This is a genomic window from Telluria sp. PB2R4 (assembly GCF_059685695.1).
Genome location: NZ_JCASIC010000006.1, coordinates 261,326 through 273,813, shown reverse-complemented (window position 1 = coordinate 273,813; position 12,488 = coordinate 261,326). Strand labels below are relative to the sequence as shown.

The 12,488-nt window shown below is 66.4% G+C and carries 10 protein-coding genes and 1 tRNA gene; 2 read left to right on the top strand and 9 right to left on the bottom strand.

Features of this window, described 5'->3' with window-relative positions:
• Positions 1–22: 22 nt before the first annotated feature.
• Positions 23–295, bottom strand: coding sequence for a 50S ribosomal protein L27 (gene rpmA, locus AC56LU_RS12810; RefSeq protein ID WP_027865916.1), 273 nt, complete (start codon positions 293–295; stop codon positions 23–25).
• A gap of 38 nt (positions 296–333) precedes the next feature.
• Positions 334–645: a 50S ribosomal protein L21 gene (rplU, locus tag AC56LU_RS12805; protein WP_091871481.1), complete on the bottom strand. Its 312-nt coding sequence runs from the start codon at positions 643–645 to the stop codon at positions 334–336.
• Positions 646–928: 283 nt separating this feature from the next.
• Here rplU and ispB point away from each other — a divergent pair, with 283 nt between their 5' ends.
• Positions 929–1,915 (top strand): octaprenyl diphosphate synthase, encoded by a 987-nt coding sequence (gene ispB, locus AC56LU_RS12800; RefSeq protein ID WP_497175983.1) that lies wholly within the window; start codon positions 929–931, stop codon positions 1,913–1,915.
• Between the two features lie 53 nt (positions 1,916–1,968).
• Positions 1,969–2,045, top strand: a tRNA-Pro gene (locus tag AC56LU_RS12795).
• A gap of 94 nt (positions 2,046–2,139) precedes the next feature.
• Here the strand turns inward: AC56LU_RS12795 and AC56LU_RS12790 are convergent.
• From AC56LU_RS12790 to AC56LU_RS12760, 7 genes are all read right to left on the bottom strand, one after another.
• Positions 2,140–4,821 (bottom strand): molybdopterin-dependent oxidoreductase, encoded by a 2,682-nt coding sequence (locus tag AC56LU_RS12790; protein ID WP_497175982.1) that lies wholly within the window; start codon positions 4,819–4,821, stop codon positions 2,140–2,142.
• Positions 4,821–6,044 carry an NAD(P)/FAD-dependent oxidoreductase gene (locus tag AC56LU_RS12785; protein WP_497175981.1) on the bottom strand — a complete coding sequence of 408 codons (1,224 nt, stop codon included), beginning with the start codon at positions 6,042–6,044 and terminating at the stop codon, positions 4,821–4,823. The genes AC56LU_RS12790 and AC56LU_RS12785 overlap by 1 nt, the downstream gene beginning before the upstream one ends.
• Positions 6,029–6,376 (bottom strand): nitrite reductase small subunit NirD, encoded by a 348-nt coding sequence (nirD, locus tag AC56LU_RS12780; protein WP_497175980.1) that lies wholly within the window; start codon positions 6,374–6,376, stop codon positions 6,029–6,031. The genes AC56LU_RS12785 and nirD overlap by 16 nt, the downstream gene beginning before the upstream one ends.
• A gap of 20 nt (positions 6,377–6,396) precedes the next feature.
• Positions 6,397–8,931, bottom strand: coding sequence for a nitrite reductase large subunit NirB (gene nirB, locus AC56LU_RS12775; RefSeq protein ID WP_497175979.1), 2,535 nt, complete (start codon positions 8,929–8,931; stop codon positions 6,397–6,399).
• Positions 8,932–8,942: 11 nt separating this feature from the next.
• Complete coding sequence (locus AC56LU_RS12770; RefSeq protein WP_497176018.1) at positions 8,943–10,247, bottom strand: MFS transporter; 1,305 nt, start codon at positions 10,245–10,247, stop codon at positions 8,943–8,945.
• Between the two features lie 300 nt (positions 10,248–10,547).
• Complete coding sequence (locus tag AC56LU_RS12765; RefSeq protein WP_497175978.1) at positions 10,548–11,720, bottom strand: CmpA/NrtA family ABC transporter substrate-binding protein; 1,173 nt, start codon at positions 11,718–11,720, stop codon at positions 10,548–10,550.
• A gap of 35 nt (positions 11,721–11,755) precedes the next feature.
• The gene (locus AC56LU_RS12760; RefSeq protein WP_497175977.1) at positions 11,756–12,400 is read right to left on the bottom strand and encodes an ANTAR domain-containing response regulator; all 645 of its coding nucleotides are present in this window, start codon (positions 12,398–12,400) and stop codon (positions 11,756–11,758) included.
• Positions 12,401–12,488: the final 88 nt, after the last annotated feature.

Below are 12,488 nucleotides of genomic sequence, written 5' to 3'. Positions count from 1 at the left end.
CGAATGCGGCGCGAGTGCTTGTTTAAGCAGCGACTGCTTCGTTGGCAACGACGGTCACGAACTGCTTCGAGCCCACGCCTTGCTTGACGAACTTGACGGTACCATCGACCAGCGCGAACAGGGTGTGATCCTTGCCGGTGCCGACGTTGGTGCCAGCGCGCACCGGGGTGCCGCGTTGACGGATGATGATGCCGCCGGCGTTGATCGCCTGGCCGCCGTAGACTTTCACGCCAAGGCGCTTGCTTTCTGAGTCACGGCCGTTGCGGGTAGTACCGCCGCCTTTTTTGTGTGCCATTTAATTACTCCTTGATGAACTGATTGACCGGTCGGCGATTAGCCGTTGATCGAAACCACTTGGATTTCGGTGAAGTTCTGGCGGTGGCCCTGACGCTTCTGGTAGTGCTTACGACGACGCATCTTGAAGATACGCACTTTGTCGTGACGACCATGGGAGACCACTTTCACCAGCACCGTTGCACCTTCAACCAGCGGAGCACCAAACTTGATGCTGTCGCCCGCGCCGAGCGCGAGAACCTGATCGATCGTGAGTTCGGAACCAATGTCTGCCGGTATCTGTTCTACTTTAAGTTTTTCACCAGCGACAACTTTATACTGCTTGCCACCGGTTTTTATGACCGCGTACATGATTTGAAACCTCATCAAATGTTAAAAGAATTCCCTAGCGTCGAGACGCTGAACTGTTTGGATGCCGGGGAACAGGGGATTATACATGGATCGCTGCAGCGCGTCAAAAGGCCTTGACGATTCCTGCAGAGCGTGTTGCGGGCATGTCGCAATGGCAAGACCGTACGGCATGTGGTCAGGCCAATTCAGCGCGCCCCAAGCCATCAGTGGGACGCCGTTCTCTTGCATGACGTATAATCCCGGCACTTTCTACCGAATACTCACTGTTTATTGCAGGTTCGCCTTGTCAGCCGCTACCCAACACGCCCAGAACACCATCGCCCAATCGATCGCCACCGACATGGAAGCCGTGAACACGGTGATCCGACAGCGACTGCACTCGGAAGTGAGCCTGGTGAACCAGATCGCCGAGTACATCATCAGCGCGGGCGGCAAGCGGATCCGGCCGGTGCTGGTGCTGCTGCTGGCGAATGCCTACGGCTACAAGGGCAGTGACCATCACGAGCTGGCGGCGGTGGTCGAGTTCATCCATACGGCAACCCTGCTGCACGACGACGTGGTCGACGAATCCTCGATGCGCCGCGGGCGCCAGACCGCCAACGCGCTGTTCGGCAATGCGGCCTCGGTGCTGGTGGGCGACTTCCTGTACTCGCGTTCGTTCCAGATGATGGTCGGCCTCGACGACATGCGCGTGATGCGCATCCTGTCCGACGCCACCAACGTGATCGCCGAAGGCGAAGTGCTGCAGCTGCTGAACATGCACGACCCGGACGTGACCCACGAGAGCTACCTGACAGTAATCCGTTCCAAGACGGCCAAGCTGTTCGAGGCGGCCGCCGAGCTGGGCGCCCTGGTGGGCGGCGCCGACGACGCGCAGATCGCGGCGGCCGGCGAATACGGCCGCTCGCTGGGCACGGCCTTCCAGTTGATCGACGATGTGCTGGATTACGCCGGCGACGCCCAGGAGATCGGCAAGAACCTGGGCGACGACCTGCGTGAAGGCAAGCCCACCCTGCCCCTGATCTGGCTCATGGAAAACGGCACGCCGGCGCAGCGCGAGCTGGTGCGCAGCTGCATCGAACACGGCGACGATGAGCAATTCGAGGCGGTGCTGGCCGCAGTGAGCTCGAGCGGCGCGCTGGATTACACCCGCCGGCAAGCCGAACAAGCGGCCCGCCGCGCGGCCGAAGCGATCGCCGATTTGCCCGACAATTCCTATAAGGACAGCCTGCTCCAGCTCTGCCGTTTCGCTGTTGACAGGAACCATTGAGCAGTTTTATAGTAATGCCTTCCCGAGATTGCGAATACGTCATCTCAAACCGTCGGGGTGTAGCTTAGCCCGGTAGAGCGCTACGTTCGGGACGTAGAGGCCGGAGGTTCGAATCCTCTCACCCCGACCACCAAATTCAAAAGGCCAGATGCAGCGAAAGCGCATCTGGCCTTTTCCATTCTGGGGTAGCAGGGTTGGTACGGTGGTCGGCTTCGCCGACCGCCCTACGACAGGCTCGCCGCCAGCAGTTGCCGAATCTCCGGCAGGCAGGAACCGCAGTTACCGCCCGCGCGCACGCAGGCGGTGACGCTTGCCGCATCCTGCAGCCCCTGCTCCTTGATCGCCGTGCAAATCGTATTGCGGCCGACACCAAAGCACGAACACACAATCGGGCCAGGGTCCACGCCCTGCACGGGCGGGCGCCCGGCCAGCAGCGTGGCCCGCTCCTTCGTCCCCAGAACCTCCTGCGCGAACAGGCCCCCCAGCCAGGCCCGCGCCGGCAGATCCGGACGGCGCGACACGAACAGGCAGGCATGCAGGCGGCCATCGACCAGCAGCGCGCAGCGCAGCATGCCTTCCGACTTGTCCTCGTATTCGATCCAGTCCGCTTCCTCGTCCGCCCCCAGCAGGGTGCGCGCCCATCCCGGCGCCACCGGTTCGCGGCCGCCCAGTTCGTAGCGCACGAAGCCGCTGCCGCAGACCCGCGTCCAGTTGGCGACGCGCTCCAGGTCCAGTTCTGCCCTGCTGAGGATGAAGCCGTGCCAGGCCACCCCAAAAGGCTCGATGCGCACCGGCGTGTGCTTGAATTCCGGCTCGCCCGAGACCGGATCGACGTCCGGGTTGACCACGGCGCCGACCCGCGCATCCGATGCGGTCTGGCCGTTCCAGTGGATCGGGATGAAAGCGGCGCCGCGCGCAATGCCGCCGCTGTGCGCCACCCGCGCCACCATCGCGCCCCAGCGGCTGGAAACGCGGGCCAGTTCGCCCTCGCGTACGCCGCTGACGAGCGCGTCGTGCGGATGCAGGTCGACGAAAGGTTCGGGCGAGTGGCCGGCGAGGCGCGGCGACTTGCCGGTGCGGGTCATGGTGTGCCACTGGTCGCGCAGCCGGCCCGTGTTCAGCGCCAGCGGGAATTCTTTACATGGTGCGTGGGCCGGCAGGCGCGGCGCGGTCGCGACGAAACGTGCCCGGCCGTCGGGGTACGAGAAGCGGCCGTCGGCAAACAGGCGTGTCGTTCCTTCGCGCCTGTTCAGCACGGGCCACTGCAGCGGCTCCAGCGCGTCGTAGTCGGCGCGATCCATGCCGGCCAGGCCGTCGATGCGGAAGGCGCGCGGCAAGTCGTCGTCGCCATTGCGCCAGGTCGACAGCCTTGCGTGCTCGTCGAAAATCTCATGCACGCTAGAGTAGTCGAAGCCGCGGAAACCCATGCGCTGCGCCACCTGGCAGATCGCCTGCCAGTCGCTTCGCGCCTCGCCCGGCCTTGGGAGGAAGCCGCGCTGGCGTGAGATGCAGCGTTCGGAATTGGTGACGCTGCCGTCCTTCTCGCCCCAGCCCAGTGCGGGCAGCAGCACGTGTCCAAGCCGGGCGGTGTCGGTATCGCCGCTCATGTCCGAGACCACGACCAACTGGCAGCGCTGCAGCGCGCGCTTGACCTGGTCGGCGTCCGGCAGGCTGACCACCGGATTGGTCGCCATGATCCACACCGCCTTGACCTTGCCCTCCTCGATGGCGCGGAACAGGTCGACCGCCTTCAGGCCGGGCTTGTCGGCGATGCGCGGCGCATCCCAGAAGCTGCGTACGGCCTCGCGGTGCGCCGGCTTGTCGAGCTCGAGGTGGCTGGCCAGCATGTTGGCGAGGCCGCCCACTTCGCGCCCGCCCATCGCGTTCGGCTGGCCGGTCAGCGAGAACGGCCCCATGCCTGGTTTGCCGATGCGGCCCGTGATCAGGTGGCAGTTGATAATGCTGTTGACCTTGTCCGTGCCGCTCGACGACTGGTTGACGCCCTGCGAGAAAGCGGTGACCACTTTCCCGGTGGCCGCGAACATGGCGTAGAACTCGGCCAGCTTTCCCGCATCGACGCCGCAGGTACGGGCGACGAAGTCGAGGTCGGCGCAGCCGGCCGCCTCTTCCAGTGCAGCCTCGATGCCGTCGGTATGGCTTGCAACAAAAGTAAGGTCGGCCGCGCCAGTGCGCGCCAGGTGCGCTAGCAGGCCATTGAACAGCCAGACGTCGGTGCCGGCCTTGACCGGCAGGTGCAGGTCGGCCAGTTCGCAGGTGGCGGTGCGGCGCGGGTCGATCGCGACGATGCGCAAGCCTGGCCGCGCTTCCTTCGCCCTGGTGATGCGCTGGAACAGCGTCGGGTGGCACCAGGCGGTGTTGGAACCGACCAGCACGATCAGGTCGGCCAACTCAAAATCTTCGTAGCAGCCCGGCACCAGGTCTTCGCCAAACGCGCGCTTGTGCCCCGCCACCGCCGAAGACATGCACAGGCGCGAATTGGTGTCGATGTTGGCGCTGCCAACATAGCCCTTCATGAACTTGTTGGCGACGTAATAATCCTCGGTGAGCAGCTGGCCCGAGACGTACATCGCCACCGCGTCCGGGCCGTGCTCGGCGATGATGGCAGCAAAAGTAGTGGCGACCTTGTCGATCGCCTCGTCCCAGCTGGCGCTGCGCAGCACGCCGTCCTCGCGGATCTGCGGCGCCAGCAGGCGCCCGTCCAGGCCGAGCGTTTCGCCCAGGGCCGAGCCCTTGACGCACAGGCGGCCGCGGCTCGCCATGTGCTCCGGGTCGCCCTCGATCAGGGCGCCATCCGGCGTCAAGCTGGCCTTGATGCCGCAGCCGACGCCGCAGTACGGACAGGTAGTGCGGACCGCTTTGGCGATCGGAATCATGGGTGCATTCATCAGGCAGCCTCGCACAGGCTTGGGCCGAACAGCAGCCGGTCGCGGATGGTCGAGACGTCGGCGCCGCGCTGGATCAGGTCGAAGTACCAGGGGCCGTCGGCCACGTCGCCGTACAGCACCGCCCCGGTCACGCGCCCCCCTTGCAGCACCAGGCGCTTGTACACGCCGGCATGGCGGTCGCGCAGCACCAGGTCTTCGCTGCCTTCCAGGCCGACGATGTCGCCAACCGAGTACAAATCGATGCCGGTCACCTTCAGCTTGGTGGCAGTGGCCTGCTGCACGTAGCGGCGGTGTCCAAGCCCGGCCAGGTGGGCGGCGCAGACGCGCGCCTGGTCCCAGATCGGCGCCACCAGGCCGAAGGTGGCCTTGCGGTGCTGGACGCATTCGCCGACGGCATACACGCGCGGATCGTAGGTCTGCAGGGTGTCGTCGACCACGATGGCGCGCTCGACGTGCAGGCCGGCGTCACGCGCCAGCGCCACGTTGGGACGCACGCCGGCCGCCATCACCACCAGGTCGGCGGGTACTTCGAGCCCGTCGGCGAAACGTACCGCTTGCACCCCTCCCTCGCCCAGGATCGCCTCGGTCTGCGCACCGAGCAGGATGCGCAGACCGCGCCGCTCCAGTGCAGCTTTCAACAGCAGCGAGGCCTGCGGGTCGAGTTGCTGGTTCATCAGGCTGCTGGTCAGGTGCACCACGGTGACCTCCATCCCCTGGCGCAGCAGGCCGTTGGCCGCTTCCAGGCCGAGCAGGCCGCCTCCGATCACCACCGCACTGCCGCCGCGCCGGGCCGCGGCCAGCATCACGTCGACGTCATCGAGGTCGCGAAAGCCGATGACACCCTCGAGCTGCGCTCCCGGCACCGGCAGGATGAAGGGGCTGGACCCGGTCGCCAGCAGCAGGCGGTCATACGCCACTTCGAGGCCGGAACGCGAGCGCACGATGCGGCGCGACCGGTCGATCGCCACCACCGGGTCGCCCGCGTGCAGCACAATATTGTTTTGCCCGTACCATTCGCGCGTGTGCAGCACGATGTCCTCGGGCTTCTTTTCGCCGGCCAGCACGGGAGAGAGCATGATGCGGTTGTAGTTGACGCGCGGCTCGGCGCCGAACACGGTGATGTCGTACATCTCTGCATCGAGCTTGAGCAGCTCTTCGACGGTGCGCATGCCGGCCATGCCGTTGCCGACCACGACCAACCGCTGTTTCAGGGTGCGATCCATACCTTGCCTCCTTCCACGCGGGCCGGGTAGCTCGCCACCGAGTGCTCGGGCGCTTCCAGGCATTCGCCGCTGTGAAGGTCGAAATGCTGCTTGTAGATGGGCGAGGCAACGACGATGCGCTCCCCCAGGCTGCCCACCAGGCCCCGCGACAGCACGGCCGCCTGCGCATTGGGATCGAAGTTATCGATGGCGAACACGCGCGGCTCCGTGGTGCCGACGCGGAACACGGCCACCTGGCGGCCGGCCACTAGTGCGCAGACGCCGGTGTCCGGCACGATCTCGTCGATGGCGCAGACGGCGGTCCAGTTTTGAAGATGGATGTCTCGGTGCATGGCGATCTCCTGGATGTTGGTCAAGCCGCGCTGGCGGCGATGGGGATGACGCGTCCGCGCCGCTCCTCCGGATTGGCCGGGCGGATCTGGCCGCGCTCCGGCACGAACACGACATTGCTGTCCACCGCCTCGCTGTTCACGAAATGGCGGAAACGGCGCCGCACTTCCGGATTGGTGACGGCTTCCTTCCATTCGCAGGCATAGGTGTCGACCACGTGCTGCATCTGCGCCTCGAGTTCGGCGCCGATCCCCAGCTTGTCGTCGACCACCACCTGTTTCAGGTAGTCCAGCCCGCCCTCCAGGTTTTCGCGCCATACGCTGGTGCGCTGCAGGCGGCCGGCGGTGCGCACATAGAACATCAGGAAGCGGTCGACCAGCTTGACCACCGTTGCATCGTCGATGCCGGAGGCGATCAGTTCCGCATGGCGCGGCTTCATGCCGCCGTTGCCGCACACGTACAGGTTCCAGCCCTTCTCGGTCGCGATCAGGCCGACGTCCTTGCCCTGCGCCTCGGCGCACTCGCGGGTGCAGCCGGAGACGCCGAACTTGATCTTGTGCGGCGCGCGCAGCCCCTTGTAGCGGTTCTCCAGCGCGATGGCGAAGGCCAGGCTGTCGCCCACGCCGTAGCGGCACCAGGTGGAGCCGACGCAGGATTTCACGGTGCGCAGCGACTTGCCGTAGGCGTGGCCCGATTCGAAGCCGGCCGCGATCAGCTCTTCCCAGATGTTGGGCAGCTGGTCCAGGCGCGCGCCGAACAGGTCGACGCGGGCGCCGCCGGTGATCTTGGTGTACAGGCCGTACTTCTTGGCCACCTGCCCTACCGCGATCAGGCCGTCGGCCGTCACTTCGCCGCCCGGCATGCGCGGCACCACCGAATAGGTGCCGTCTTTCTGGATGTTGCCGAGGAAGTAGTCGTTCGAGTCCTGCAGGCTGGCGTGCTCCGGCTTGAGCACGAAGTCGTTCCATGCCGAGGCCAGCACGTTGGCGACCACCGGCTTGCAGATGTCGCAGCCCAGGCCCTTGCCGTGGCGGGCGATCAGTTCGCCGAAGCTGCGGATGCCCTCCACGCGCACGATGTGATAAAGCTCCTGGCGCGAGCAGGCGAAGTGTTCGCACAGGTGGTCGTTCACTTCCACGCCGAGGCGCGCCAGTTCGGCGTTCATCACCTGGGTCATCAGGGGCACGCAGCCGCCGCAAGCGGTGCCGGCCTTGGTACAGCTCTTCAATGCGCCGACGGTGCCGGCGCCGCCCGCCACCGCTTCGCACAGCGCGCCCTTGGAGACGTCGTTGCAGGAGCAGATCTGGGCGCTGGCCGGCAGCGCGTCCACGCCCAGTGCCGGCCGCGCGGTGCCTTCCAGCTGCGGCAGGATCAGGACTTCGGGCGACTCCGGCAGCGCGATCCCGTTCAGCATCATCTGCAGCAGCTCGCCGTAGGCCGAGGCGTCGCCCACCAGCACGGCGCCGAGCAGCTGCTTTCCGCAGCTCGAGGTGACGATCTTGCGGTACTCCTGCTTGCGCTCGTCCAGGAACTGGTAGCTGCGGCTGCCGCTGGTCGCGCCATGGGCATCGCCAATGCTGGCCACGTCCACGCCCATCAGCTTGAGCTTGGTGCTCATGTCGGCACCAGTGAAGCCGGCTTCCAGGCCGAGGATATGCTTGGCGGCGGTGCGCGCCATGTCGTAGCCCGGCGCCACCAGGCCGAACAGCTGGCCATTCCACAGGGCGCATTCGCCGATCGCGTAGATATGCGGGTCGGACGTCAAGCAGCGCTCGTCGATCACGATGCCACCGCGCTGGCCGAGCGTCAGGCCGCTGTAGCGCGCCAGCTCGTCGCGCGGGCGGATGCCGGCCGAGAACACGATCATGTCGGCATCCAGATTGCTGCCGTCGGCGAATTGCATCCGGTGCGTGCCGTCTTCGCCATCGACGATGGCGAGCGTGTTCTTCTGCGTGTGCACCTGCACGCCCAGCTCTTCGATCTTGTTGCGCAGTACCCGCGCACCCGGGTCGTCGACCTGCACCGCCATCAGGCGCGGCGCGAATTCCACCACGTGGGTCTGCAGGCCGAGGTCGCGCAGCGCCTTGGCGCATTCCAGGCCGAGCAGGCCGCCGCCCACCACCACGCCGGTGCGCGAACGCGCCCCGCACTCGCTCATCGCTTCCAGGTCTTCGATGGTGCGGTACACGAAGCAGTCCTTGCGGTCCGCGCCGGGCACCGGCGGCACGAAGGGGTAGGAGCCGGTGGCCAGCACCAGCTTGTCGTAGGCGACCGGTTCGCCCTCGGCCAACACGACCTGGCGCGCTTCACGGTCGATGCCGGTGACGCGGGTGCCGAGGCGCAGGCACAGTTGCTTGTTGTCGAAGAATCCGGGCGCGACCAGCGACAGCTCTTGCGCGCTCTTCCCGGCGAAGAATTCGGACAGGTGGACCCGGTCGTAGGCTGGACGCGGTTCTTCGCCCAGGATAGTCACGCGCAGGTCCGGATCCCCACTGGCTGCGAGGGTCTCGATGAATTTATGGCCCACCATGCCGTGGCCGACGACGACGATATGCATTGCTCTACTCCTTATGCTGCGGAGACCGCAGGCGAGGCCGACGTGGACTCTTCCGCGCTCATGGTGAAACGGGCTGCGATGGCGCACAGGCTTGCGGCCAGCACCAGCACACTCAAAATCGTCAGGGTCTCGGCGATATCGCCGGTGCCTTTCATCAGGAAGCCGGCCGCCACCGCGCCGACATTGCCGCCCGCGCCGACGATCCCGGCCACGCCGCCCAGCGCCTTCGGGGCCACGAAGGGCACCAGCGCATAGGTGGCGCCGCAGGCCATGTGGGTGAACAGGCCGAAGCACAGCATGGCGATCACCGCATACACCACGCCGTCGGCCTGGGCGAACCACAGCAGGCCGAGGCCCTCGCCGATCATCAGCACGAACAGCACGCTGACGCGGCTGTTCAGGTTGCCGCCACGGGCAAAGCGGTCCGACATCCAGCCGCCGAGGGCACGGGCGAACAGCGCCAGCAGGCCGAAGCTGCCGGCAGCCAGGCCGGCGGCGCCCAGCGACAGGCCGAAGTGCTCGACGTAGTACACGGCGGCGATGTTGTGGATGAAGATCTCGATGCCGAAGCAGGCGCCGTAGGTGACGAACAGCAGCCAGGCGCGGTGGTTGCGGCAGGCTTCGCGGAAGCTCGCCCAGCCGCCCTTGCCGCCAGGGAGCGCTTCGCCGCGTGCGCGTAGTTCGTCGAAGTTGCCGGCCGGGCAGTCCTGGGTGTAGCGCCAGTAGAAGAAAGCCATCACGATCATCATCAGGCCCGGCACCACCAGCGCCACGCGCCAGCTCATGGCCTGCGACACGCCCAGCATGGTGACGGCGACCAGCATCAGCGGCATCAGGGCCTGGGCCGCGCCGCCGCCGCTGTTGCCCCAGCCGGCCGCCGCCGCGTTGGCCGTGCCGACAACCTTCGGGCCGAACATCACGGAAGTGTGGTACTGGGTGATGACGAAGCTGGCGCCGACCGCGCCGATCCCGAGGCGGAACAGCAGGAAGCTTTCGTAGCTCTGCGCTATCGCCACACCCAGCACCGGGATGGAGCCCAGCAGCAGCAGGCCGGTGTAGGCCTTGCGCGGACCGTAGCGGTCGCACAGCGGGCCGATGAGCAGCCGCACGAAGATCGTGATGGCGACGGCGGCGATGTTGATGTTGGCGATCTGTTCCATCGACAGGCCGAATTCGCCTTTGATCACCGGCATCAGCGGTGCGCAGGCGAACCAGGCGAAAAAGCAGATGAAGAAGGCCACCCAGGTCAGGTGGAAGGCGCGCATGGGCGCCGTATTAAACGAGAAAAGGTGGATGCTGTCCGCCTTGTTGCCCACGTTGTTGTGTGATGCGTTGGCCATGTTTCTTCCTTAGAAAAACAAAACGGCGTCCGCGCTCTGCTGCCTTGGCAGCGAGTCGCGGACGCCGTTGTCCTTGGTAGCCGGCCCCTCGTTAGGCCGACAGTGAAGTAGTGTGGTGCGTGAAGAGGATCGCCATTGATCCGTACAGACATATACGCAAGAGGCGTGCCACATCGCCTTCAGAGGGAGAGACGATCCAGGCGGCGCGGGGACGCGCTACATTGCGGTGCAACATGCCCGTTAATGATGCGTGGCGCGGCGCACCCGCGCACCGATTCAGGCAGCGCGCTGGAACGAGGCGATATAGCCGGACGGATCGCTGCCGTTCCACACGCGGCCGTCGATCATGGTCGAACTGCGCAGCGCACCGTCCGGCACGGCCACGCCGGCGAGCGCCGCACCGTCGCGGTACAGGTCGATGCGGTTCACTTCGGCCGCGACCGAGCGCCAGGCGGGATCGGCGCGCAGCAGGCCCCAGCGGCGCAACTGGGTCAGGAACCACATGCCGTCCGACAGCCAGGGGAAGGTAGCGTCTCCGCCGTCGAAGAAGTGCAGGCCGTTGTGACCGCGCCAGGCGCGGGTGCCCCTCCTGCTGCCGGCACGGCCGGCCAGGCAGTATTGCAGCAGCTCCCTGCCGGCATTCACATAGGCGGGACTGGCCAGCACCTCGGCAGCGGCCTCGCGGTTGGTGCGCGAAGCATCCAGCCAGCGTGCGGTGTCGAGCAAGGCGGCCACCATGGCGCGGCAGGTGTGCGGGTTCTCCGCAGCAAAGGCCGCACTGGTGCCCAGCACCTTGCCCGGATGGTCCGGCCAGATCTCCTCGCTCGACACCGTCAGTCCCGCCGCGCCGTCGCGCACCGCACGCTGGCCCCAGGGCTCGCCGACGCAAAAGCCGTCCATATGGCCGGCCGCCAGGCTCGAGGCCATCTGCACAGGGGGCACCGTGACCAGCTTGCAGTCCTCGAATGGGTCGATGCCGGCGGCGGCCAGCCAGTAGTACAGGAACATCGCATGGTTCCCGGTCGGGAAGGTATGCCCGAAGGTGGGGCGGAAAGTGCCCGCGCGGACCAGCCGCTCCAGCGCTGTGGCGTCCTGCGCCATCGCGGCGAGGGCGCGCGACAGCGTAATCCCCTGCCCGTTGCGGTTCAGGTTCATCAGGACGGCCATCTGGCGCGGCCGCGTGCCGACGCCCATCTGCAGGCCGTACAGCAAGCCATACAGGACATGGGCCGCATCGATCTCGCCGGCCACCAGGCGGTCGCGCATGCCGGTCCAGGACAGCTCGCGGCTCAATTCGAAGCGGATGCCGTACTTCTCGTCGAAGCCGAGCACGGACGCCATGACCACCGGCGCGCAATCCGCCAGCGGCATGAAGCCGATCCGCACGGCCTGCTTTTCCGGTCGGTCGGAACCGGCGATCCATGCTGCGCTCTTTTCGCTGCCTGCCATAGTGCTCCTGTTGCCTGTCTTTGCTTCTGCCCGGATCAGCCGAGCAAGTCTTCCACGTCGATCAGCCGCTGCGCGATGTCCGCCAGCTTCAAATTCTTGTTCATCGCCATGCTGCGCAGGCGCTGGTAGGCCTGGTCCTCGGTCAGCTGGTAGCGCGTCATCAACAGCCCCTTGGCGCGGTCGACGATCTTGCGTTCGGCCAGCTTCTGGCGCGTGCCCTGCAGTTCGTCGAGCAGCTTCTGCTCGCGCCGGAAGCGCGCCAGCGCCACGTCGAGCACCGGCTTGACGCGCTCGGCCTGCAGGCCGGCCACGATGTAGGCGGACACGCCCGCGTCCAGGGCGGCATCCATGCTGGCCGGCGCATCGTCTTCGGTGAACAGGACGATCGGACGGCGCGCGTCGCGCGTGGCGATCACGATGTGCTCGAGGACGTCGCGCGCATCCGATTCGCTGTCGACGATGATCATGTCCGGCTGCAGCTGGGCGATGCGCTCGGGCAGGAACACGTCGGCGGGCAGCGAAGCGACCAGGTCGTAGCCCGACTCGAGCAGCCCGATGCGCAGCGCGGCGCTGCGGCGCGCCTGCTCGGCGAGCGCGGCATCGCGCTCCGCGCCGGGTGCGCTGGCAGGGTTGACGACGACGATGCGCAGATGAGGTGAGGCAGGGCCAGGCGATTTCATGCCGGTATGACATGCAAGAACCGATCCACCCCGGGATGGGTTGCATGAACCATTCATAGTGGTAACAACGAGACATTCGCAATGTAAA